Here is a 24,467-nt window from a genome sequence, read left to right on the forward strand (position 1 = left end):
CTAGAGCGCTTTTCATGCTAGTGTCAAATTGTAACCACAGTGGCGTAGGTAGCGGGTACATTCTGCTGGCTTGAATTGATCTTCGATGAGTCCCACTCTATCCCACAAGCCTTCGACCGTTCTTTCAGCGGCGCTTGCTAGCAGCCATTTGATCTTGGAAAAAACCATTTCAATAGGGTTCAGATCGGGACTGTACGGCGGCAGATAAGCCAACTCCGCGCCGGCCGCTTCGATCAGTTGCCGCACTTTGGGCGACTTGTGGCTGGAAAGATTATCCATGATGACGATGTCGCCCGGCTGAAGCGTTTTCGCCAACACTTGCTCGACGTACGCCAGAAAGATCGTCGTATCGATGGGCCCGTCCACGACCATCGGCGCGGTGAGTCGATCATGCCTCAGCGCCGCGACGTAGGTGGTCGTTTTCCAGTGGCCGTGCGGAGCATAATCGATCAGCCGTTGGCCGCAAGGAGCACGCCCGTACCGTCGCACCATGTTGGTACGCAAACCGGTCTCGTCGATGAAGACTAAACGTTCAAGAGGTAGCCCACGTTGTCGAGCTTGCCACTCTCGACGTTGAACCTGTACATGGGCACGCCGTTGCTCGGCAGCGTAAAGTACTTTTTTTTGAAGGTGAATTTCAGCCGCCGGAGAGCACGCCAGAGCGTACTCACGCCGACGGCGAGGCCTAGCTTATCGCGTAGTTCTTTGAGCGTCGCGTCGGGATGCCGTTCCGCCAGTTGTTTGAGCTGCGGCAGTGCATCGTCGAGTTTGCCACGCTGTACGGTCCGTTGTTGTCGCGGGCCAAAGCTGCCCGTCTCGCGGCGCAGGCGTTTGAGTTTATAAATCCAATCCTTACTAACACGAAACTTGATGGCAACGTCTTTGACCAGCATGCCAGCATCCACGTCCGCCATCACGCGAACGCGTAAATCATTGGAATAAGCGTGCATCGAAAATCCTCCTTTTGGGATTCTACGCCCGGCACGCACATTTGGTCAAAAAAAACAAAGATGCTAGCAAAGGATTTCCGCCAGTTGTTAGCTAGCTAAAAAGCGCTCTAGTTCTTTGTGATTCACTGAGAACACTTAAACTATGCCTACTTATTTACGCAACGCATGGAAAGTTAAATGGATCAGTTTACAAATCCTTATGAAGCCCCTCAGTCAGATGTCTCAACCTCCTCAAGTGTGAATGTAAAGGCACTAGGAAGTCGAGGTATTTGGGTGACATTGAATGTTCTATTTGCGCTGAATGCAATTTTTCCAGTCTTTGATGGAGTGTTATTTTCAAATCATTACGCAAGATTCGGCGTAGTTGCCGGGCTGATTCTGCTGTACGGAATTGGTACTTATGTGTGCTTTCAAAAACCACGATTTAGAGCATGGCTGATAATTGGAGGCAAATTGGTCGCGGCAACACAAGTATTGCCATTACTTCAACTATATATAGTATTTATTGGTTCACATGCATCATCATACCTAGAGAGCCATTTAGTTGAAGAAGAGATTTTGTATAATGGCACTGTCCTAATTTCCCAAACATTCCTAACGGGTTTCGTAAAAACGATGATCTCGGGTGGCATGATTATGATGCTAAGCTTATGTATTGGTTGGGTTTACACTTACATTAAGCAACTGCGACGCGGCGCATAACCGCCCGCCGCACCCTGTGCCAAAATTCATGCAGCAGGTAGCACCGGTTGGCGCAGCCTACCGGTGTCGCGCAGCGACCAGAGGGAGTTGTGAGAGGGTAGAAACCTCAATCAAGGTTTATTCCCCTTTTTATTCCCTCTTGCGGCTGCGCCGCCGTGGTTGACAAGCCATCTGGGCCACCCGCGATGGATGTGGCCAAAAAACCAAATACCAGCAACCAAAAACCATTCTTCCATACTCCTGTCCCCTCACCCCGGCCCTCTCCCGATAAGAAGATTTTATTAATAGGGAACGTCGCAATCGGGAGAGGGGGAAGACAACCCTTCTCCCGCAGGGTGGCACTGACGATTTCTATATTTTATTATAGCCTTGCCCTGTTCTTGCTGACAGCTATTTTCTTGCACTCACAGGAACAGCCAAGCAAGTTGGCCATCTTGAAACACTGTCGAGTGCCACTGGCGTCCCGCCAGTGCTGAGACGTGAGCTTGATGAATTGAAACGGACGATACTTCGGAAAAATTTCGATTATAAATTTCCTAGCTAGTAGTTACTGCAGGCCCTTTGGCTAGCACTGTCGGAACGACAGTGGCACACCATGTTTGTCATAATGGATAGGTCTGGAGCAAGGAAAATGGAACCGGCAAGAACAGGGCGAAGGCTAGCTGAAAAGGGAAACTGCGAAAGTGCCACCCCACCATTATCTTGGTAGGCATGCAACCACACCCACACCTCAAAACCAGTTATCCATTTCCCTCACCCCGGCCCTCTCCCGATAAGACGTTATCACAAATGGGAAGCCACTGTCGGGAGAGGGAGAAATGCGGAAGGCAGAATTCAATTGCAGTAATTCTGACTTCTTCATTCTGAATTCTTACTTTGTCCCCAGCCCTCTCCCGCCTCCCATCTCCCCTCCTAGGGCAGTTCCTCGATTTGCAAATGGTCAAACAGCGCCGCGCCGCCGGTTCGACCGCTACGGATCAGCATGATGCGGCTCAAGGGGCCGGTGATTTCCCGTTCTAGCACGATTTCGTGCGTAAAGATTTTGCCGCTGCCGTTTCCCTCTTCGATGCTAATCAAAAATTTAACCTCTTGGTCCTTGAGTTGCCGGATCTCGAGCGTCATTTCGTGCAGCACATTCGGCGCGGGCGTAAAGCCCATCTCGACATTTTCGCTGAGGAAATGATGCGAATCATCCCGCTCCACCCGAAACAACCCCCCGGCCTGACCCGGATGAAATAAGAATTTGGCGTTGCCGACCGCCACCGCGCAGTGCCAGGCCCCGTTGCTATGTTCTTCGCCCCCTAGTTCCACCCGCACGCGGCTGTTGGTCGGCAACTCCACCCCGCCAAACAGGTCGGTCGCGGTGATCATCAGGCGTTGGTCGGTCTCGGGATGATCGCCAAACAGCCGCAGCCGCCCATCGACAATTTTGGCCGTGGTGGGGATCGGCGAAAGATACTCAAACAGGCCGTATTTTTTTTCGATTGTCTGGTCAAGTTGAAATTCCTCGACAAAAGCGGCCACATTTCCCCAAAAATAACGTTGCTGGTCCGGCAGTTGCAGAAATTTGGTGGCGGCGGTCAACTCGGCGATTTCCCGGCCCCAGGCTTCCGCCGATTGATTTCTTTTTAAGCGGGAAAACTGATGCCCAATCATCAGCGTCAAAAATTTTAGGCTTTCCTGCTTGAATTCCTGGTCGGCGGTGGCCGTCAGTTCCACCAGGACCGGCAGGCAAGCCCGCGGCTGCGAATTGCACAGCACGCGGCAGGCGGCCAGTCGTACCTCGGCACTGGAGTCCGCCAGGGCCGCTTCTGCCAGCGGCAAGTTTTGTTCCCGGGATAATTTGCACAGGCCCACCAGGGCCGCGGCGCGCAGTTCCTCGGGGGGGCCGCGCCAGGCTTTTTCTAGCAGGGGCAGGTCGGCGGGTTGGGCGCATTCATAAATGGTCTCTTGGGCGGCCCGCCGGAGGCTGGCGGACTCGAGATTGGGAAAAACCAGAATAGCCCGCGGGGTTCCGCCGGGGACGCGTTGCAGGGCCAATTCGCGAAAGACGGCTTTTAGCTGCAATTCATCAACCTGGCGGTTCTCTCCGGATTTTATGGAGCTAATAAGCAGTTTGGCCCGGTAGGTTACCTCGGCATCGGGGGATTTGGCCGCGTCATATAATCGGCCCAGCGCGAGCGCGCCCGCGGAAAGCAGGGTTTTGGTCGCGGCTTCTCGCTGGTCAAAAATCCCGCTCCCCAGATCCTGGATCGCCTGCTCTATTTCCGCTGCTTTGTCCGCGGTCATAACCCGCGTTTCCAGCCGGGCTAGCAAATCCGCGGGCTTTCCCGAGATGTCATAGGTTTTAAGCACTTGCTGCTGCCAGGGAGCCTGCGCGGCGGGGGAAGCGGCAAATATGGATAATGGCGCGAGCGCACACAAGGCTGCCGCAGCGAGTAAGATAACTATCCGCCAAGCGATCCGCATGCCAGAAATCCTGTGCGAAAACAGCAGCAGTAAATTCGATGAATCGCTCCTGATTGTAGCAGCGCGGAATACTGAATTACAAATTACAAATTACGAATTAGGTAGGCAGCATTGTCGATTGAACTACACTGCCAAAAATCAAAAACCAGAAACCAAACTCCATCCTAGCCCCTGTTCGGCGACGAATTCCCCTCCTACAGTCAAAGAAATTGCCGTTTTTATTGCTCCGCTGCGCGTCGCGGCTTTCCGCGTGCGCACTACGCACCCCCCGTCCACCCGCACCCCAGCCACTCTGCACCCATGCCTGCGCCCACGATAGTCTGGTTTCGCTTGGATTTGCGCTTGGCGGATAATCCCGCGTTGGTTGCCGCGTGCGAGCAGGGGGGCCCGGTGGTTCCGGTGTTTATTTGGGCGCCTGAGGAAGAGGCCCCCTGGCAGCCGGGAGGGGCCAGCCGCTGGTGGCTGCATCATTCGTTAGCCGCGCTCGAGCGAGAGTTGCAAGCCCGCGGCTCGCGGCTGGTGATTCGCCGGGTGGATAGCTCCACGGGACAGAGTAGCTTGACTATTTTGCAAGAATTAGTTGCTGACACCGGCGCGGCGGCCGTTTATTGGAATCGCCGTTACGAAAAGGAGATCATTGAGCGTGACTCGTCCATTAAGAGCGAGCTGCGAGGGGTGGGCCGAGAGGCGGAAAGTTTTAACGCGAGCTTGCTGTTTGAACCGTTTGAGGTGGCCAATCTGCAGGGCAAACCGTTTCAGGTCTATACGCCTTTTTGGAAGCACTGCGTCGCCCGCGCCGCGCCGCCGCTAGCCACGCCTGCGCCCAACGCGCTTCCCGCGCCCGTTGATTGGCCAAAGAGCCTGCCCCTTAAAGAGTTAAATTTGCTCCCGCGCATTCCCTGGGATCGTCAGTTTTATGCCGCCTGGCAACCGGGAGAGCAGGGGGCGACGGCCCAATACAACCGCTTTGTCGAGAACTGCCTCAATGAATATAAGGACGCGCGGGACTTTCCAGGGGAAGCAACCACGTCGCGGTTATCGCCGCACCTGCACTTTGGCGAGATCAGCCCGCGATCCATTTGGCATGAGATCTGGGGGATGATCCGCGAACAAGGGGGCGCCAAAACCTTGTTTGGCGCGCAGGCCGAGCATTTCCTCAAGGAACTTGTATGGCGGGAGTTTGGCTATCACCTGTTGTATCATTTTCCGCATACCGACTTGCGGCCCCTGCGTCCCCAATACGAAAATTTTCCGTGGAAAGATCCGCAGCAGGCCCAAACCGAATTGCGCGCGTGGCAGCGCGGCCAGACCGGCTACCCGATCATCGACGCCGGGATGCGGCAACTATGGCAAATAGGCTGGCAGCATAACCGTGTGCGGATGATTACCGCCTCGTTTTTGGTAAAGGACCTTTTGATCTCTTGGCAAGAAGGAGCCAAATGGTTTTGGGATACGCTGGTCGATGCCGACTTGGCTAGTAATACATTGGGCTGGCAATGGACCGCCGGTTGCGGTGCGGACGCGGCCCCGTATTTTCGTATTTTTAATCCGATCACCCAGGGTGAGCGGTTTGACGCGGCGGGGCACTATGTGCGGCAATATGTACCCGAACTGGCCCAACTTCCCGATGAGTGGTTGCATCGCCCCTGGGAGGCTCCAGCAGGGGTCCTATCCACCGCCGGAGTAACGTTGGGAAAGACCTATCCCCACCCGATTGTCGATCATAGCGCCGCGCGAACTGCCGCCCTGGCCGCATTGGCAACGATAAGTGCCGAAAAGTAACAGCCGTACAGTAGTTCCGCCAAATGTAATTTCTGTGAGACGTATTTTATGTTTTCGGATTGTCGGATCACGATCCGACCTACAAAAAATTGAAATTGCCTAAATTCGCTGAATTTGCTATTTACTCGCTTTAACGTTTGCAGGGACGTACATATTGATATCCCAGAACGAGCCAACAGCCCGATTCATGGCGTTGTCCGCCATCCATTCAAAGACACTTTATGGCGATCGAGCCTTGGCCCGTGCCGCATAGATTCGTAAACCCATGCTATCAATTTCCCTACCCCCGCAACCCCGATTCTTGATCGTGCGGCTCAGCGCTATTGGCGATTGCGTGCATGGACTGCCGGTGGCTTGTGCCTTGCGGCGGGCGTTTCCCGCCTGTCACATCGGTTGGGTGGTGGAGGGTCGGACGGCCAATCTATTACAGCGGCATCCGGTGATTGATCAAGTTTTGGCCGTTCCCCGCGGTTGGTATCGTAGTCCCGGGCAAATCTGGCATTTGCGCCACCTGGTGCGGGCGTTTGAACCAACCTTGACGCTGGATTTACAGGGTTTGACCAAAAGCGCGGCGGTGGCGTGGCTAAGCGGTTGCCGTACGAGGATCGGATTTGCGGGTGCCGAAGGGCGGGAACTCAGTCCCTGGCTCAACACGCATAAAGTTGCTTCCTCCATCACGCACGTGGTGGATAAAAATTTGCAATTGCTGCAGCCGTTGGGCATTGACCCGGCGCCAGTGGAATTTCAGTTGCCGCACGATCAAGCGGCGGCCGTGAGCATGTCCGCATATTTGCAGTCGCGGCTCACACCTTCTGGCGTAACGCAAGTTAAGAATGCGTTCGTTACCCCCCGTTTTGCCCTCTTGAATCCAGGGGCGGGTTGGGGATCAAAGCGTTGGCCCCGCGCGCGATTTGCCGCCGTGGCCCGGGAATTGGCTAGTCGTTTTGACCTAAAAAGCGTTATTGCCTGGGCACCTGGCGAAGAGCAGGGCTGGGCAACGGAAATCACGCGGGAATCGGCCGGAGCGGCGGTGCTGGCACCGCCAACGGACCTGCAGGAGTTTATCGAACTGGCGCGCCTGGCAACCGTGGTGATCAGCGGCGATACAGGCCCACTGCATTTGGCGGCAGCTGCAGGAACCCCCTGTGTCGCGCTTTTTGGGCCCAGCGATGGCCAGCGCAATGGCCCCTATGGCACGGGTCACATCACATTGCAAAAGACTAGGCTCATTGGTTCTAGCCGGGAAAGGCGTCATGCCGACGATGCGGCGATCCGCGCAATACAAGTGACGGACGTCATGGCGGCGTGTCAGCAGTTATTGGCGGTGGAGGCCACTATAAAACCAATCGCCGCATGAAGTTAGCGAGAATTCTTAGTTAAGAAAAAGCTTGTAACAACAGTTAACGAAGGCAGCTTAGCTGTTATTCCGGCTATCCTGTCTATCTCCGTTTTATCCTGTGCACATCCAAGCCGATTCGTTTCTATAAAAGGTAGCAAAGTTAACGAAATTTGCTTTTTGTGCTTAACGTGAGTTACGGGCTAAATCCACCCTGCTTTTTCCTTTCCTAATTTCCGTATTCCTCCTAGTTTCTCTTGTCAGGGAGGGGAAGTTTTTCTTACAATCCCGCTCCAATTTTTGGCCATTCCCCATTCACTGGCAGCCGCACTGGCGGACCAGGGTTATTTCCCATAGTTATTATGCCCACGATGATTTCGCGTTCGCGTTCGTTAAGTTTGATTGATGTGCGTTTGATTACATCACTGCATGCCACCACGGTAAAGCTGTGGCATCATCAAGCGTTGGAAAATACGCACCGTGATTTTTTGTTTCAGGTTTGCGAGCAGCACAAATACAATTTTTTGCTGTGGCACGAGGAAGACAAAGCCCGTTCCTCGTCCGCGTCGGATCTGGAGATCGCCGCGGTTAAGCGCGCGATCGATAAGCTGAACCAAAAGCGCAACGACGCGATCGAGCGGCTGGATGACATGCTCAAAGCGCTGTTGGAAGAGCGGGGCATCACGCCGCAACCAGGGGCCCGGCATAACTCGGAAACGCCAGGCAGCATCATCGACCGGCTCTCAATTTTGGCGCTGCGGATTTACCACATGCAGGAACAAGCCGACCGCGCGGACGCGACGAGTGAACACGTCGCGAAGGCCCAAGATCGGTTGGGCATCCTGCATAATCAGCACGACGATCTGACGACGGCTTTGGCGGAACTACTGGCGGACCTGCAAACCGGCCGCAAACGACTAAAGCTGTACCGTCAAATGAAGATGTACAACGACCCGACGCTCAATCCCTACTTGTACAAACGGGCGGCGGCATAAACGTGGTTTGTCCAGCGCGCCTTTGGCAAAGGATAAATAGCCGGGGGGAACCTCCCTTTTTACATTCCGCCTAAGGCCTGCTTTAAGTCGGAAATTTCCTGCTCGGCGGCGGTTAGCCGCTGGGCGAGTTGCGCGCACTCGGCGCGCAAATCCGCCAGTTCATTGCGCAGGGTGGATAGCTGGGCCAAGTCCGCTGACGGAGCCAACTCTGCCGCGGCGACGTTTCTGCCCGCCGAGGGGGACTGGCTAAGATCGTCGCGATCATGCGCCGCTTGCCGGAAAGGTGAGCCGCCCCCATCGATCTCACTCGCCCGCACGGCCCCCAATGAGGCGCGTTCCCTTTCTAGTTCGGCGGCGTCGTACAGGTTATGGGTGACCACCTGGCCCCGTCCGGCGGGGGTCAGTTCCACCAGCAGTTTACGCAGCCGCAGTTTTTCCAGATGTCCCGCCAAGGCTTCTTGGTCGGGGATGTTGTCCATGCGGCTGACCCGCGTGCGCAATTCGCCCAACGTTTGCGAGCCGCGCAAAAGCAACTCGGTCATAATCGACAGTTCGGCCTTGTCGACACCGAGCCACTCGTGGGCATAATGCCTGTACCGGGGAACGCGACCCCCTCCCTGGACTTCGGCAACGACCGCCATCGAGCGCAGGCGATCGACAGCACGGATCACCGCTTCTTCGTCCAGATCCATGATGGGATGCCGGTTGGATTTTTGGTTGCAGCCGGTGATCAGCGCATTCAGCGACAGCGGATATTGGTCGGGCGTGGTTTTGGCTTTTTCGATCAGCACGCCCAAGACCCGCCGATCGATGGCGTTCAGGGGTTTCCACTTTGCGGCGGGGGATTCTCCGGAAGTCATACGCGCGGGCCCTAGGGGAACAACGAAAGGTGGAATGTCAAGGAAGTTTTACTGTATCAAAATAGTTGGATTTTGCCCAGTAAATTACCGCCTACCAAAGCGGGGACTGTTTGTTAAGATAAATGGGGACTACGGGAAAGTTGCGGCTACTTTTTTTACCTGGACCTGCCATGCAGCCACTACTCGACAAACGTTTTTTGATGTTTGTGGATGACATTTATGAAGATCTGGAATTGTGGTATCCCAAGCTGCGACTGGAAGAGGCAGGCGCGCATGTGACCTTGGCGGGCCCCAGGGAAAATCATATTTATCAAGGAAAGCATGGTTATCCCTGCAAGTCGGACGCCGCCCTTGGCGATATGGTGGCCGCGGATTTTCATGGGCTGGTCATACCTGGCGGATTTAGCCCGGATAAGCTGCGCCGCGATCACAAGGTCTTGGCCCTGACGGGCGAATTTGCCACCGCCGGCAAGCTGGTTGCCGCGATTTGCCACGGGGGGTGGATTCCCATCTCCGCCGGTGTGTACCGCGGTGTGCGGGTAACGGGGTCGCTGGGAATCAAGGATGATTTAATCAATGCCGGCGCGATCTGGCAGGACGCGCCGGTCGTGATTGATCGCAACTTTGTCAGCAGCCGCAAGCCCGACGATTTGCCCCAATTTTGCCAGGGAATTTTACAGGTCATGCTGGGGAAGGGGTAGCAGCCTAATCACTGCGCTCAGGGGGGATCCACCGCAAATTTGGTGACCCGCCACTGGATTTCCCGCCCGGTGCTCCAATCAGTGCGCTGGTATTGCGCCGGAAAACCCCACTGGGGATCAAACGTGGCCCGCATGACGATGTTCGCTGCGGGCTGATCAAGGTCTTTATCCGCGTTGTGCGGCGGAGGGACAGCGGGAGGGGCAAAAGCCGATAGCTCGTCGTCGATCACGCGCAGTAGCCCCCCCACTGTCCAGTATTCCCAGGTGTGGCGACGCAGTTCCTGGCCATTGCGAGTGACGGAAACGGGCTTCCCCCCTGCGACTCGGGTTTGATATTCTCCCGCTTGTGTGCCTGTGACGGTCAATTCCAGCGTATAAGCCGCCGGATTGCGGGTTTCCCACAATTGGCGGGCTTGGTTCAGTTGCGCGCGGGTAAGTTCTGGCAAACGGGGGGGCCGCAGCATCCAGCCGGTAAATAACGCTCCCGCCACCCCGCACACAAGTATCAATGCCCAAAACCTCCACCGCTGGCTAATCGTGACACGGGAAGGGGGAGTTATTCGTGAATTGTCAGGATCATTTGTGCTTTGCATGATAAATTTTACTAATAGTGGCGGGACTATCCCCCAGACAAGAAAGAACTTGGATAAAAAGCAAACTTCCTCTCGCGAATTTTCGTGCAAGAAGGTAGTTTGATGATACTAGGTGCGCGGTATTTTGGCGAATCACAAATACCCCGCCCCTCCGCCGCGCACTCTATTCCCCCAACGCGCCTGGCGGCACACACGGATTGTTCATCACATTCGACCATCGTGGTCACGAAGTGGCAGACATTTTTTTGTCTCTCGTTTATCCGCATATTTTTTTGGTAAGGAACGGAAACTATGAGTACGGGGATACTGCCTTTGATCCAAACCCGCACAAAAATTGTCGCCACCGTCGGTCCCGCCTGTCGGAGCGAAGCGCTTCTAACCGAGTTGGTCCAGGCCGGGGTCGATGTGTTCCGCCTCAATATGGCCCACGCCAGCCGCGATGAGCATTTGGAAGTCGTCCGTTGGGTGCGGCAAATCAGCAAAAACATCGGGCGGCCCCTGGCTTTATTGGCCGACCTGGCAGGTCCCAAAATCCGCTTGGGGGAAATCCCCAATGACGTACTCGATCTGCGTGAAGGGCAGCAAATCCGATTTGTGCGGGGGCTGACTTCCGCCAATCCCCATGAATTGACCACCACGTATCAGCCGTTGGTGGATGAGTTGCAGGTGGGAAACGCCGTCATGCTGGCGGACGGGACCGTCGGCTTGGTGGTGGAGGAAAAAGCCGCCGATTCCGCGCTTTGCCGCGTCGTGCAGTCCGGTGAAATCCGTTCTCGGCAGGGGGTCAATCTGCCAGGCGCAAAACTCAGCGTCCCCTCGATGAGCGACGAGGATTGGGCCAATGCCGTGTGGGCGGCCGAAGTCGGCATCGACTTTGTCAGTCTCAGCTTTGTGCGCTCGCCCGTGGAAGTACGCCTGCTGAAGGAACTCTTGCGCACCCGCGGATCAAAGGCCAAGGTCGTGGCAAAAATTGAAAAACCCGAAGCCCTCGAACAATTGGAGGCCATTGTCGAGGCAACCGACTGCGTGATGGTGGCCCGGGGCGATCTCGGGGTCGAAATTGACGTGGCCCGCATGCCCATCGTGCAAAAGCAAATCGTGGCGGTTTGTCATCGCTATCAGCGGCCGGTGATTTGCGCCACGCAAATGCTGGACAGCATGCAAACTTCCAAGCGCCCCACGCGCGCGGAAGTGACTGACGTGGCCAACGCGATATTAGATGGCTGCGACGCCACCATGCTGTCTGGGGAGACGGCTATCGGCAAAAACCCCAGATTGGCCGTGGAAATGATGAACCGCATCGCCCAGGCGACGGAACAAGCGTTCTTGGGCAAATCCACGCTGCCCGATCCGGATAAGCTGCCAGAAGGGTTGTTGCAGGTCACTCAGGCGGTGGTGCGGGGAGCAGACTCCATCGCGCTGGAACTTAATGCGCGGCTGCTCGTGGCAGCCAGCAAGACCGGCGCCACTGCGCTGGCGTTGTCCAAGTTGCGGGGGGCCACGCCCATCATCGGCGTTAGCGATTCCGAATCCACCTTGCGGCAAATGTGCCTGTATTGGGGAGTTACACCGCTCAATGGCGTCAACGCCAAGGACTTTTTGCAAATTAGCGAACATGTCAGTAAATGGGGCTTACTGCAGGGGCGGCTAAAAACCGGGGACAAGATTGTCCTGGTGGCAGGGCACGGCCTCGGTACCGGCGGACATAATATGGCGATCGTCCACGAGGTGACGTAGGAGAAGGTGGAGTGCTGGAGTAATGGAGAGGTGTAAAAACCTGGCACAACTTTTGAAACGGATCATGTAATAGCGGGGTTCAAAATCTCAAATCTAAAAACCAAACACCAACAACTAAAAACCAATCTCACCCCCGCCAAAGCCGTACCAGCCAGCGTCTGGTCCGTTCCGCCAGCGATTGCCAACCGACGTTCATGCGGGCTTCTCCCGTCTGGCCATACACCAATTCCCCGGCGGGAGCGTCCAACTCAATTCGCACATAATAATGGGGGATCAGGGGTTGCGCGAGGCTGTTCCGGAACGGTTCGTTAGCGGCGAGGGAGGGAACATCTGTTTGAAACTTTGCTCGTTCCCGCCGTACCAGCTCGGGAGGGGGATCGCGAGTGGGGTTGTGGGAAATTTCGGCCACCGTGCCCAAAAAGATTTTTCCTGGATCTGCCGCCAGCATGACCTGCACGGCTTGGCCTGGCTGGACCAAGGGGACTTCGGACTCGGCGATCAGGCCCCAAAGCTCGGCCTTGATTCGTTGATCATCCGCGGATACCGCAACGACCGCCCCTAGGTCAGTTCCAGCCCGCAGCCAAGCTCCTAAATTTTGCTGATCCAACGGAAGTCCCTGCCATTCCAGGGAGTGATCGGTAGGGGCCGCGCGGGGCACGCCAGAACTTGAAAGGCCAAGGTTCTTTGGCCATGTGCCGCGGGGCGGGACCAAAACCCCCGCTTGGTCGGCTTTGATCGTCAATCGCTCTTGCTCGGTTTGTGCTTGCCGGAGCGCCGAGGCTTTTTCCCGTAAGGCGGTTTCGATCGCAGGCAACTGCGCTGTGGCCTGGGGATCGTGGGGTTGTCGTTTTAACACATCGGCGCGTTGTTGCAGTTGTCGCAATTCTCCCGCCAGCCGTTCCACGCTTTGGCGTAATTCGGGGTTATCCAGTTTGGCTAAAATTTGTCCCGCGGTTACCCGTTCGCCAGGCGTCGCGCTATAAAGTAATTTTCCCGCCACGCTGGTGACCACGGGCTGCGCGGCGGCGGTTTCAACATAGACCGTGGTGTATATTCTCACTGGCCAGGGAATCAATAAGATCCCCGCCAACAATCCCGCTAATATCGCCAATCGCCATCGGGCCCGCTGGCGTTGCGCGGCGGGGGAGGCTTGCTCGCTGGCGGCTAGTTTGGCGATCATTTGCAATGGCGGTCCTAAAAATAACACTAAAAACAGCCCCCCCAGCAACCACGCCACGCTACGAATACCCCGTGGAGCTAAATACTGGCCAACCAACCACACCATCCCCCACGCCAGCGTCCACCTGTAAACCGCGCTGGCCAAGCTATATAAGATTAGTAACATTCTGCCGGGCCAGGCATGCGCGTGCCACCAAGCCCGACCCCGCAAGTCGGGAGCATAGCCCAAGAATCCCCGCGCGGCGTGCCAGGTCACGCTGGCGGCTTGCTCACGCAGGTTGGGCAAATTCAAGCTGTCCGCCAGTAAATAGTATCCATCATATCGCAGCAGGGGATTTCCGTTCAAAAAGAGCGTGTTGACACCGGCCAAGAGCGCGACTTGCCACGCCAAATCCCGCATAAGTCCGGGGGTCAATGCGCTCCACAATAAAATCCCCCCTCCGACCAGCCACAGTTCCACTAAAATCCCCGCTCCATTCACCCACAGGCGGGTCCCGCGCGGCGCTCGCCAGAGGTGGTTGACCTGACAATAAAGGGTCGGCACGCCCAAGAGCAAAAGGACTCCGCATCGGCGGGGGGGGTAACCCAGTCCGGTCGCCACCAAGGCGTGTCCCGCCTCGTGCAATCCTTTGACAGCGGCCAACAGCGCCAGCCAGCCACCCCAGGACATCAAGGGCAAAAGGATCGTTAATCGTTGGGAATCGATCACCGCCGCTTCCCAATTTTTCCACAGGGCCATACTTGCCAGAATTAAACAGCCCAATAATCCCGCCAGCATGGTGGAAGTCGCAAAGGCCCGGCCCCATCCGGCCAGCGGTTGCAGCCAGGGGGTGGGGTCAAACCCCGGTCCCCGCCAAGCCAGAATGTTTTGCCACCATGGTCCGCGCTCGGTCGGCGCGGGTTCGGACCGTTGCCGCAGTAATTCAGAGACAAAGCCCGACTTGGTGGAACTGACCAGGCCTTCTTGGGCTAATTGGCCCAACCACGGGATTAAGGCTTCCGCCGTCAGTTTTTGCGGGGCAAATCGCCGTTCCCAGGCCCTTTGCAAATCCCGGACGGACGCTTCCGGCTGTAACAGCTGGCACAGGTGTGCTTCTTCTCCGCGCAAAATCCAGTGCCGTTCGGAAATGGGATCATAGACCATTTGCCAGACATCCCCCCCGCGGGCTGGCAACGCTTGCCACCGCAAATCGGGCCGCAACAGCAATCCTAGCGGCCGTTGATCCGAAGCTATTAGGCTGCCAGCGGGCATTTCCAGGTTTTAGTAAGGATATTTGGTGTTGCGCAGCCGCGCGGGGCCTCTGCCCGACTACTTTAACGGCGCCCGGACCGCGCGGCGATAGTACGCGCCTTCCACATGGCTTTTTTGATTATGCAGGGGAATCGTCCGAACCGCCAGCAGTTCCTTGTAGAGGCGGGAATAACCTTCGGCGTACGCTTCCCAGGCTTGCTGTCGGGGGGGCAAGCCGCCGATCTTGCTGGCGGCGGCACGCAACTGCGCGTATTTTTCGGGATGGGATAACAATCGGTAAAGCGCGCCGGCCAGTTCCGCGCGCATGTCGCTGCGGCACAAAATAGCGTCCACTCCGGGCCGGCACAGTCGGCGCAGTTCTGGCTGATCATGGCCGATAATGGGCAGCCCGGCGTCTTGGGCTTCCATGATCGCCTGCTTTGGTCCTAGTTGCGGATCAGCCGTGAGATAGAGATCCGCCGCCGCCAGGGGGGGATCCAAGTTCGGTTGATAATCTAAAAACCTGACGCGCTGATCAATGTGAAAGAGTCGCGCGTATTTGCTTATTAAGTCTCGCGCGGGACCCTCACCGACAATCAGCAAATAGACCTCCGACAGGACGCAATTCACTTGATCGAGCGACCAAAGCAATTCCACGATTCGTTTTTCCGCGGTCAACGGACCCACCGTCAACAGCACCGGGGCCGTGGGGGGGATATTCAGTTTTTGCCGCAGCAACAGCCGTTGCTCTGTGTGCGCCTGGTGGTTAGCTGCTGCGGAGTCGAGCCTGGGGGGGGCCGCCGCGGGGATCACGCGCACGGAAAACGCCGCTGAGCGTTGAATATTCTGGCCCGAGGAAATGTAGCGTTCCGCTAGGCACTCGCTTTCAATAGCCACTTCATCTGGCAAGTAGGATCTTGCCCACGGCCAGGGGACGCGTTTGTCCAATTGAGACAATTCCGTGGCTTGATTGCAGGTGGCGATGATTTGGACACCCGGAACGATCTGCCGGGCCAGCCAGATCGCCCGTGAATTTGTCCCTCCCCAAAAATGGATCAGATCCGGCCGTATTTTGCGCAAAATCTGCCCGTATCGCCACCAGGCGGTTCCGTCGTGTGTTCTATCGCAGGCCGCCCAGGTGGGTGCCGTTTGTAAAAATCGCTGTCGCCAGGGACCGACTCCCCGCCACGCCAGGAATTCAGGTTGGGGAAAGTCCCTGGTAGCTTCACGGGATAAGCCTAAAAGCCGGGACCCCATGCCACTGCAGCTAAACTGGGGCAGGATGTGCAAAATTCGATCTTGGCGGGAATCCGTTCGCACGTTCTGACTCCTGTTTCGTTCGCGGGGCGTCATGTATTGCCCTAACTGCTAGATATTACACAACTTACAGACGGGGGAATATCCCCCTTCGGTGGGGAATCCGGCACAAAATAAGCTAGTCACCGGGGGGGAAGTGGGGCTGTAATGACCGCATTTCATTTGTTCCCGGCTATTTTGTGCAAAACGAAGGCATTTTTGTGAAACTTGGTCAAACTTGGCAGGTATAGGTAAAAAGCGGATTCTGACAGGTAGTAACTGCTGAAATATCCACAGTTTGTGTCGCATGTCCCTGGTTACGAGCCCGCAATTTGTTAATAGTAGTGGCAGTTATGCCTTGCGCTTGGTGATGGCGAACTGCCCTGCCATCCACTCGTAAACCGTTTTTCAAGTATTCCTTGAGGAGTTTTTTGTGAAGAAGTTTAGCCTGTATGCCCTGTTGTGTGGCCTTTTTTGGGCGTGTGGTTTTCCCGCCGCCGCCGCCGATAAGCCCGTGGCCGTGATCACGCTAGCGGGAATTGACGCAATCATGTCGGATGTCGACTACATCGGCACCGTCACCAACAATCCCGTTGTCAAGGGAGAAAAGCTGGAGGGAGTGTTGCTGTTGCCGACCAATGGCATCGGCCTGAATGCCTTTGACAAAAGCAAGCCCTGGGGCGTTGCGGTGTTTGCCGCCGATGGAGAGTATTACGGCATTGGCATGCTCCCCATCAAAAGCCTGGATGATCTGATGACCGCTACCAAGAACTTTGTCCAGGGTCCCACGGATGAAGGGAACGGTGTGCAATCCGTGCAGCTTCAAAATGGCGCCACGCTAATGATTAAGGAAGTGACCGGCTATTTGTTTATCTCGGACAAGGCCGAGCATCTGGCTGATTTGCCCGCCGATCCGGTCGCTTTGCTGGGCACCCTGCCCAAGGAATACGACTTTGGCATGCGGGGCTTTATGCAAAACGTGCCCGAGAAAGACCGCGAGGAAATTGTCAGCCAGCTCAAGATTGGCATGGATCAAAGCCTGCAGCAGCGCGAAGGGGAGGACGACAACGCCTTTGAATTGCGCAAAAAGTACGTCGAAAAGATGAGCGCCGACTTTGAGCAAGCAGTCAACGAGCTAGAGACAATCACCATTGGCCTGAATATCGACAGCGCCAAGCGGGCCGCGTATCTGGACTTTGCCGCCACGGCCAAGCCGGGCAGCAAAAGCGCCCAACAAGCCGCCACCCTGGTCAATGTCACCAGCCTGTTTACCGGCTTTATTAATCCCGACGCAGGCATCACCGGCAATATGTCCAGCCAATTGTCCAGCGAGGATATCGAGACCGCCAGCATGCTGATCAAGTCCGGCAGCGAGGCCCTCAAGAAAGAACTGGAAAAGGATGGCGAATTGTCCGAGGACAAATTGGCGATGGCCAAGGAAATTGTCAACGAACTGGTCGAGGTCGCGATCAAAACCGTCCAAGGGGGCCAACTGGATACCGCGGGGAATGTGGCCATGGGCGAAAAATCGCTCTCCGTGGCCCTGGCGGGTTTGGTGGCGGATGGCACCGCCGTGGAAAATGTGGTCAAAAAAGTCGTGGACTTTGCCAAGGAAGACATTACCGATGTCAAACTGAACAGCGAAACCTACAAGGATGTCCGCTTTCACTCCTTGGGAATTCCCCTTCCCGAACCCGAATTGCAGGATGTCTTTGGCGAGAACATGCCGATTGTCGTCGGCATCGGACCCAAGGCGGTCTATTTGGGCGTGGGAAAAGATGGCGCAAAGCTGATTAAGGAAGGCTTGGATGCATCCGCCGCCGCGGGACCAAAACCGGTCGACCCCGTCGCGATCAATTCCGCGTTGACCCCCGTGGTCACATTTGCCCATTCCATGAAGCCCGATCCCATGGGCGAAGTGTTGAAGGAAACCCTGTCGAATTCGAGTGGCAAGGACCACGTGCAGTTCTATATCAAGGCCATCCCCAATGGCTCCCAAGGACGCTTTCAAATTGACGAAGGAGTGATCCAACTCATTGGCGTGGGGGCTAGCCAGGCCGCTGATTTGGCACCGGGTTTGTAATTTTATTGCATGTTTGTTACGGGAATGTTAATTCCCGTTACTATAATTAAGCGCGACGACAGGGAACTTGTGCCAACAAGTTCCCTGTTTTTGTTGAGGAATTGATTCGTTGGATGTAATACGCTTTCTAGCTAAACGTAGCGCGGCTAGCAATTTATGAAGGCATGCAGTATTACTGGGTTATTTCCGCATGACGCAACCGCGTTGTGGTAGAATTTTTTGGCTTGCGGTATTCCCAGGGTAGCCGCTTCGCGGCAACCCTGGGCTGAGTTATATAACCGCGTTGCGGTAGATTCCCTCACCCCGGCCCTCTCCCAGAGGGAGAGGGGGTACCGCGAAGCGGTTTCGGAATATAGCCCAGTGGTTACAGCGCAGCGAACAACCCTGGGAAAAGAACAAAACCAGTGAACTCCTACTCCAACGGAGTTGCGGAATCCTTTGGTAAACTGGGTGAATACCGCGCTATAATTACTTTAAATTAGTATAAAAAGCTAGTTTCTTCCATTAATATGTGGCATCCAGGCTGAAATTTGTGGTAAATATTCAATGACTGGTTGGGGAATGATTTTCGTATTCCCAAACATACTTGCCATCGCAATCGTGGTTTTTTAGGACTCATGCCCACATCGACTCCTCCGCAGCCTTCCTCGGCTCTTACCCAATCTTTTTTTCAATGGGCAGGGTATTTCAGCCGTCAACTTCCCAGCAAGCGCGTGCAAAAGGCGATAGTCGCCCGCATCTTGCGCTGGCGTGAATGCAAGCTGGATTTCCCGTTTTATTGCGCGGGGGCGGGCGTGACCTGGTCCGCCAGCGGATTTCCCGACTTGCTTACCCGCGTCATGCTCTTTGAGGGGGCCTACCAACAGGACGTGCTCTGGGCATTGCGGACGTTTATCCAGCCCGGCGACACGGTGTTTGATATCGGCGGTCATCACGGACTGATGAGCGTGGTCAGTGGACAGGCGGCGGGACCAACCGGGCGGGTGTTTACCTTTGAGCCTAATCCGCATGCGCGCGAACACATACGTCGGCATTTAGAGCTGAATAAACTGCGCAATGTAACGATCGAGGAAATTGCCTTGTCGGATCAGGTGGGGGAGTTTCCGTTTTACATCCAATCCGGCAATTTGTCGTGGAATTCGACCTTGGTCAAGGACTTTGCCAATTTTAAAAACCGCGAGGCGATCACTGTCAGGACGGAGCCGCTAGATGCGTATGTCGAACGGACGGGTCGCATCCCGCGCGTGATGAAAATTGACACCGAGGGGTCGGAGTTTATGGTGCTCCAAGGGGCCAGGGGGGCCATTGCCGCCCACCAGCCACTGATGATTATGGAGTTTAACCCGGCCTCGGCCACGTCCGCGGGCACCACCCTGGAGGAGTACGCGGAGTTTTTACGTTCGCTGGGTTATGCCCTACGCGTTCCGATTTACGCGGGAGGCCAATACTCGCGCGAGCGAATGGAAGAATTTTCGGTAGAGCGGCACACGGCGGATGATTTGGTTAATGTGATCTGCATTCCAGCGGCCACCCGGGGAAAGTAGCAACAGAACGCGAGGCGTATTAGCGGACGTTGGACCCGCGTCCCTTGTCCCTGGCTGACGCCTCGCCCCTGTCCCTTGCTGAAGTAATGTCCCTTGCTGACGCTGCGGGCTGAGTGGTGTCACTCGCCCTCGCCCCCTAGTCCCGTCCGGCGGACGAGACCTACTTTCCCTCGCCCCTGTCCCTGGCTGACGCTGCGGGCTTATTTGAGCTTGGACACATAGGCTAATAGCCCCTTTTCCACGGCGGAAAATTCCCCTAAATGTTTCGTGAATTCCTGGTGACGGATACCGGGTTCATCCCACAAAAATGGCTCTTTCTGGCCCAATGTCGCCAGATATGCCGCGTATTCCTTGGGCTTTTGCTTCAGCAGGTAATGATTGAGCGCCCAGGCTTCGGCATAGGCGGCCAGCGATTGCTTGGGCTGTAAAAAGCGCTGATTATCCGCGGTCAGGGTTTTGAGCGATTCCCCCGGCCGCGTCGGCAGGTACTCGCGAAATTGGGCCAGTCGCGCGTGATGCACCGCGCCGATCGTTTGCCAGCCTTTGGAACTGCGCAGGTCCGGCGACTCAAAAAACACCGCCAGCCCCTCGCTTACCCATAAGGGAATGTCCGCATAGCGTTGGTGCATGCCGCTATTATAAGCCAGTTGATGGGTCGCCTCATGAATGACGGTCGAAACCATAGGCAAAGCGGCTGGACGGGTCATGATGGCGTTGATCTGACCGACCGTGGACCGCTGGTCGCTGGCCTGGCGCAGACTGTCCACCCCCGTCAGGTCGTACAGGCAGACGCGATTGCTGGCCAAACTATAAAACGCGGCTATCTGGCGCGCGTCCCCCGCCAGTTCTGATTTGGTAAACGTGGCATAGCTATCCGCGTCGCTAAAGACCACCACGACCAGCGGCAACTCCGGCGGTTTCAGCTTTAGCCCCAGGCGCGTCCAGTAATTATAAAAGCCGGTATATAGCCGTTCCAATAAGGCCCCGCACCATTGTGCGTAGGCTTTGGTTGTGTTGTACATAATCACATAATGCGCCGTCGAATGCACCGCAAATCCGTCGGGCAATTCGCGCAGGATTTCTTCCGCGGCGGCAGCGGGCGTCAACGGCACAAATTCCCGCTCGTCGGTCGCGCGCCGCACAACCTCCGCCGCTTGGATCGTCCAAATCCGACCATCCGGCCCTAATAGCAAGATTCCCCCGTCCCGCGCGGTGCTCAATATTTTTCCACTGACGGTTCGTTCCGAATCGGCATTTTTCCAAGTGACGGTCTCGAGCGCGGCGACTGGCCCGACGCAAAGCAATAAAGACGCCAATGAGATGGCCGTGGTCCCCGCAAATCCCGGCCAACGACGGATGGCGGCAATCCGCGTCATGAGAAACAAGGAAAACATGATAAACCAGGTCATATGTGTTAAATCTCCCCCGGATAATCCCGCCCTTCGCGTGTCGCCCAGGCCAAAAGTCCAAAACCCAATCCGCACAGCACCACCGCCGCCAGATAGGGGTAGGCCACCTGCCGTTTGAGCAAGACCGCCCCCATGATCGGCCCCAAAATCCGCGCCAAAGAACTAACACTGGCCGACACGCCCAAAATGCGCCCCTGCTGGGTGGGATCGCTCCAGCGGGAGACCAGGCTGTTGAGTGACGGCGTAACAAACGAAAAACCGATCACGACGCCGGTGAGGGCGACAAACAGGATGATCCAGGATTGCGCGGTGATCGCGGCCATCAGTCCGCCGTAGGCAAGCATTTGGATCAGCACGCCGGCGGCGGCCAGTTTACTTTCCGCGACCAGGGGGGCCAGACGCCGGACGATCAGCCCCTGCACCACAAGCAGTGTAAATCCAACATACGCATAGCAAAGCAACACCTGCCCATAGGTTGCCTGAAAAGGGGAGACAAAACTTTCGCCGCGAATTTCTCCCTTGAGCAGCATCGATAACGTGCTTTCAAAGTTGGCGAACGCCAAAACACAAATAAGCAGCGTCAAGAGCAGCTTGCCCATGCCGGGAATTTGCCAGGCCGCCCGCCAAGAGTGTAAATTCCACCAGCCGCCATCCCGCCGGGAGTGATGATTTGCGACCAAGGATTCCGGCAAGAGATACCAGGCCAGCACTAACGCCAACGCCGACAAGGCCGCAGCGGCGTATCCCGGCCCGGGTCCCGGCAGGTCCTGCTCGTTGGTCACGGCAAAATATCCAAACAGGGGTCCAAACGTAAAACCTAGCCCAAACGCCGCGCCAATGAGCGCCATGCCCCGCGCGCGGCCCCCCAGGCTGGTGCAATCGGCAATATAAGCCTGGGCGGTGGGAATGGTCGCCCCGGCGATCCCCGCCCCGATGCGCGCGACAAAGAGCAGCCACAAACTGGATTGCAGGGTGGCCACGCTAAAGAGCGAGTACGAGACCACCGACCCAGCCAGACCAATCAGTAGTACCGGCCGCCGGCCAATTTTGTCCGACCAGCGTCCCCAGAGCGGGGCACACAGGAACTGCATCAACGAAAAGCTGGACATCAACAGCCCGATTAGTAAGCCGCTTTCGTCATGTTGAAATTGCCGAGCGTAATTGGGCAAGAGCGGCATAATCATGCCAAAGCCCAACAGATCGATAAACACAATCAAAAACAGCACCACCAGCGATCCGCGTGACGGTTCCGCCAGGCCGTCCGACGGGGAGGAGGCCACTGGGGCAATCTCGTCTGACAGGCTGGCCGGGAATCTGGGTTCCGCTGATTCCGTGGAAAGGCCGCCAATGCTGGTGTTCAATCGCTCGGTCATATGCAAATCTACCGGGGCCAAGCCCCGTAACCTGTGTCAAAAACTGGAAAAATACCAACCCCCGTGGAGGAATGTTGCCCCACATTCTATCATAATTAAAAGTTCAGGGTGGTGATTGCGGGCTATGTCCGCTTTTCTGGCGGGGATAATCGATGTTTGTTCCCGTTTGCCCGGTGTGTAGTCGCGGGTGATCGTTTTTCCGCGTGATCCGCTGTTGGTTTTGCATGTTTAAACCATGTCTGAGTTTGCCGCAAATTACGCCCAACGCCAAAGCCTGCGCAAGTTGCCGCGCGCGGATTTGAGCGCATTGCAGCTCACGCGGCTCAATCAGTTGCTGGCGGAAATATCGCCCCAGAATGTGTTTTACCGTCAAAAACTGGGGGAACCGCGGCTACCGCTTGCTTCCTTGGATGAATTTACCCGCTGGCCGACAACCCACAAAGAGGAATTGGCCGCTCCCCCCGCTCCCGGGCAGTTGGCCGTTAACCAGACCTGGCCCACGAACCAATACGCGCGCTACCATCAAACCAGCGGCACTAGCGGTCGCCCCCAAGCGGTGCTCGAGACCCGCGCCGACTGGCAATGGTGGATGGATGTTTGGCAAACGATCTATGACGCGGCGGATGTCCGTCCCGGCGATCGCGTGCTTTTGGCGTTTTCATTTGGGCCGTTTATCGGTTTTTGGAGCGCGTTTGACGCGGCGGTCGCGCGGGGGTGTCTGCTGCTACCCGCCGGAGGAATGTCCAGCGCCGCCCGCCTGGAAATGGCCCAAGCCAACCAGGTCAACGTCATTTTGTGTACGCCCAGCTATGCCCTGCATCTGGCCGAAGTCGGTCGGCGGCACCATCTGCCGGTAGCCGCGTTGGGCGTGCGGCAGTTAGTCCTGGCGGGCGAGCCGGGGGGGTCCATCCCCAGCGTGCGGGCTAAAATATCCGCTGAATGGCAGGCCGCCGTGCATGACCACGCGGGCGCGACCGAGGTCGGCCCCTGGGGCGTGGGTGATGCCGCGGGAGAAGGTCTATTTGTGATTGAAAGCGATTTTATTGCGGAGTTTTTTACTCCCGGGACGGATGAACCCGCACCAGAGGGGGAATTGGCCGAGTTGGTATTGAGTTGCCTGGGTCGCGCGGGCTGCCCGATTTTGCGCTATCGCACGCGGGATTTGGTCCGGCCCGTCTGGCGGCATGGCAAAGATTGCGGTTGGGTGTTTTTGCCAGGGGGGATATTAGGCCGGGCGGATGACATGCTGGTGGTGCGGGGCGTGAATATCTTTCCCAGTTCGGTGGAGGCGATCCTGCGGGAATTCGCCGGAGTGGAGGAATTTCGCGTGACGGTCACCACGGCGGAGGCCATGGATCAACTAGCTATCGAAGTCGAGGATGCCAACCAGCAACACGAAGTCATCGCCGAGACCCTGCGCAGCCGCCTGGGCCTCAAGGTGCTGGTCCATCCCGCCCCCGCCGGAAGTCTGCCCCGGTTTGAGGGAAAAGGAAAACGTTGGGTGGACTTGCGTGGGAAGAATAACACAAGTCTGTGAATGTAGCCATTCAAATCTTTGCAACCTGCAAGGATTATTCGTTGACTAAACATTTACATGCCAAAGGCGTTTAATTCTTTGCGGGCCACAGGCCCGACCTATCACAGCCTAGGGCAAGCGCAGCGTCGCCCTAGGTTGTTAGATAACTCAAACAGGAAGGGCCAACGGCCCGATTCAGACGCTTAGACAAACCATTAAACAGTCCCTTGGGTTTCGGGCTGAAACACGAACTACGATAGTAGTACACCGTTAGAATAAGGATACGCTAAATGGCCAACACGCCCACACCGATTGCGGTATCCCGGACGGAGTCCGGTGGTTTACAAATATCCTGGTCCGACGGCGCGGAGAAACGCTACACTATCCGGGGACTGCGCGAGGCGTGTCCCTGCGCGCATTGCCAGACGGAACGTCTACGGCCCAAGCCGGCGGTACTCTTGCCGGTGATCAGCGCCGCCGAAGCGCGGCCGCTGGCCTTGACGCTGTTTGAACCTGTGGGAAATTACGCCTACGCGATCCACTTTAACGATGGGCATAATTCGGGAATTTACACGCTGGCGCAGTTGTACGCGTGCGGGACGGGGTAGGATGCGATTTTTTAGCCACGGATGGTTGCTGTTATTATTTAGCCACGGATAAACACTGACGGAACACGGATAAATCATGTAATATCTCGCTATAATTTTGACG

18 protein-coding genes are annotated in these 24,467 nt (G+C 56.3%); 10 read left to right on the forward strand and 8 right to left on the reverse strand.

From position 1 onward, the window contains the following. Nucleotides 1-12: 12 nt before the first annotated feature. Nucleotides 13-950, reverse strand: a protein-coding gene (locus tag SFX18_03670) for an IS630 family transposase (protein ID MDX1962226.1) whose coding sequence is annotated in 2 segments (ribosomal slippage) — nt 13-624 and nt 627-950 — 936 coding nt in all. Because the reading frame shifts where the segments join, the coding sequence is not laid out codon by codon here. 177 nt (nt 951-1,127) lie between these two features. On the opposite strand from SFX18_03670, the gene SFX18_03675 reads away from it, so the two are divergent. After that, nucleotides 1,128-1,652 carry a hypothetical protein gene (locus tag SFX18_03675; protein ID MDX1962227.1) on the forward strand — a complete coding sequence of 175 codons (525 nt, stop codon included), beginning with the start codon at nt 1,128-1,130 and terminating at the stop codon, nt 1,650-1,652. A 912-nt stretch (nt 1,653-2,564) separates the two neighbouring features. Here SFX18_03675 and SFX18_03680 read toward each other — a convergent pair. Next, nucleotides 2,565-4,121, reverse strand: a complete 1,557-nt coding sequence (locus SFX18_03680; GenBank protein MDX1962228.1) for a HEAT repeat domain-containing protein — start codon at nt 4,119-4,121, stop codon at nt 2,565-2,567. A gap of 300 nt (nt 4,122-4,421) precedes the next feature. Between SFX18_03680 and SFX18_03685 the strand changes: the two genes are divergently transcribed. The 3 genes from SFX18_03685 (at nt 4,422) to SFX18_03695 (ending at nt 8,234) form a co-directional block, all read left to right on the forward strand. Continuing rightward, a complete protein-coding gene (locus tag SFX18_03685; protein MDX1962229.1) occupies nt 4,422-5,903 on the forward strand; it encodes a deoxyribodipyrimidine photo-lyase in 1,482 nt (493 codons plus the stop codon). A gap of 265 nt (nt 5,904-6,168) precedes the next feature. Next, nucleotides 6,169-7,260 (forward strand): glycosyltransferase family 9 protein, encoded by a 1,092-nt coding sequence (locus SFX18_03690; protein ID MDX1962230.1) that lies wholly within the window; start codon nt 6,169-6,171, stop codon nt 7,258-7,260. A gap of 341 nt (nt 7,261-7,601) precedes the next feature. Continuing rightward, a complete protein-coding gene (locus SFX18_03695) occupies nt 7,602-8,234 on the forward strand; it encodes a DUF4254 domain-containing protein (protein MDX1962231.1) in 633 nt (210 codons plus the stop codon). A 59-nt stretch (nt 8,235-8,293) separates the two neighbouring features. On the opposite strand, the gene SFX18_03700 is transcribed toward SFX18_03695, so the two are convergent. Next, nucleotides 8,294-9,094 carry a DUF480 domain-containing protein gene (locus SFX18_03700; GenBank protein MDX1962232.1) on the reverse strand — a complete coding sequence of 267 codons (801 nt, stop codon included), beginning with the start codon at nt 9,092-9,094 and terminating at the stop codon, nt 8,294-8,296. A 170-nt stretch (nt 9,095-9,264) separates the two neighbouring features. Between SFX18_03700 and SFX18_03705 the strand changes: the two genes are divergently transcribed. Beyond that, on the forward strand, nt 9,265-9,795 hold the full coding sequence (locus SFX18_03705; protein MDX1962233.1) for a type 1 glutamine amidotransferase domain-containing protein: 531 nt from the start codon (nt 9,265-9,267) through the stop codon (nt 9,793-9,795). A gap of 17 nt (nt 9,796-9,812) precedes the next feature. Here the strand turns inward: SFX18_03705 and SFX18_03710 are convergent, their stop codons facing one another. Beyond that, nucleotides 9,813-10,388 (reverse strand): DUF6174 domain-containing protein, encoded by a 576-nt coding sequence (locus SFX18_03710; protein MDX1962234.1) that lies wholly within the window; start codon nt 10,386-10,388, stop codon nt 9,813-9,815. A gap of 291 nt (nt 10,389-10,679) precedes the next feature. On the opposite strand from SFX18_03710, the gene pyk reads away from it, so the two are divergent. Beyond that, complete coding sequence (pyk, locus tag SFX18_03715; GenBank protein ID MDX1962235.1) at nt 10,680-12,125, forward strand: pyruvate kinase; 1,446 nt, start codon at nt 10,680-10,682, stop codon at nt 12,123-12,125. A 127-nt stretch (nt 12,126-12,252) separates the two neighbouring features. Here the strand turns inward: pyk and SFX18_03720 are convergent, their stop codons facing one another. Both SFX18_03720 and SFX18_03725 read right to left on the reverse strand, forming a co-directional pair. Then, nucleotides 12,253-14,556 carry a hypothetical protein gene (locus SFX18_03720; GenBank protein MDX1962236.1) on the reverse strand — a complete coding sequence of 768 codons (2,304 nt, stop codon included), beginning with the start codon at nt 14,554-14,556 and terminating at the stop codon, nt 12,253-12,255. 57 nt (nt 14,557-14,613) lie between these two features. Then, nucleotides 14,614-15,855, reverse strand: coding sequence for a glycosyltransferase family 4 protein (locus tag SFX18_03725; protein MDX1962237.1), 1,242 nt, complete (start codon nt 15,853-15,855; stop codon nt 14,614-14,616). 409 nt (nt 15,856-16,264) lie between these two features. Here SFX18_03725 and SFX18_03730 point away from each other — a divergent pair, with 409 nt between their 5' ends. Both SFX18_03730 and SFX18_03735 read left to right on the forward strand, forming a co-directional pair. Further along, entirely contained in the window at nt 16,265-17,914 is a 1,650-nt protein-coding gene (locus SFX18_03730; protein MDX1962238.1) for a hypothetical protein, read from the forward strand. A 617-nt stretch (nt 17,915-18,531) separates the two neighbouring features. Beyond that, nucleotides 18,532-19,458: an FkbM family methyltransferase gene (locus tag SFX18_03735; protein ID MDX1962239.1), complete on the forward strand. Its 927-nt coding sequence runs from the start codon at nt 18,532-18,534 to the stop codon at nt 19,456-19,458. Nucleotides 19,459-19,658: 200 nt separating this feature from the next. Here the strand turns inward: SFX18_03735 and SFX18_03740 are convergent, their stop codons facing one another. Both SFX18_03740 and SFX18_03745 read right to left on the reverse strand, forming a co-directional pair. Then, nucleotides 19,659-20,852 (reverse strand): DUF1570 domain-containing protein, encoded by a 1,194-nt coding sequence (locus SFX18_03740; protein MDX1962240.1) that lies wholly within the window; start codon nt 20,850-20,852, stop codon nt 19,659-19,661. A gap of 20 nt (nt 20,853-20,872) precedes the next feature. Continuing rightward, nucleotides 20,873-22,240 carry an MFS transporter gene (locus tag SFX18_03745; GenBank protein ID MDX1962241.1) on the reverse strand — a complete coding sequence of 456 codons (1,368 nt, stop codon included), beginning with the start codon at nt 22,238-22,240 and terminating at the stop codon, nt 20,873-20,875. Nucleotides 22,241-22,475: 235 nt separating this feature from the next. On the opposite strand from SFX18_03745, the gene SFX18_03750 reads away from it, so the two are divergent. Together SFX18_03750 and SFX18_03755 are read left to right on the forward strand one after the other, a co-directional pair. Then, nucleotides 22,476-23,777: a phenylacetate--CoA ligase family protein gene (locus SFX18_03750; GenBank protein MDX1962242.1), complete on the forward strand. Its 1,302-nt coding sequence runs from the start codon at nt 22,476-22,478 to the stop codon at nt 23,775-23,777. A gap of 269 nt (nt 23,778-24,046) precedes the next feature. Continuing rightward, a complete protein-coding gene (locus SFX18_03755) occupies nt 24,047-24,364 on the forward strand; it encodes a DUF971 domain-containing protein (protein MDX1962243.1) in 318 nt (105 codons plus the stop codon). The last annotated feature ends 103 nt before the right edge of the window (nt 24,365-24,467 follow it).

The organism is Pirellulales bacterium, from assembly GCA_033762255.1.
GTDB lineage: Bacteria > Planctomycetota > Planctomycetia > Pirellulales > JALHPA01 > JANRLT01.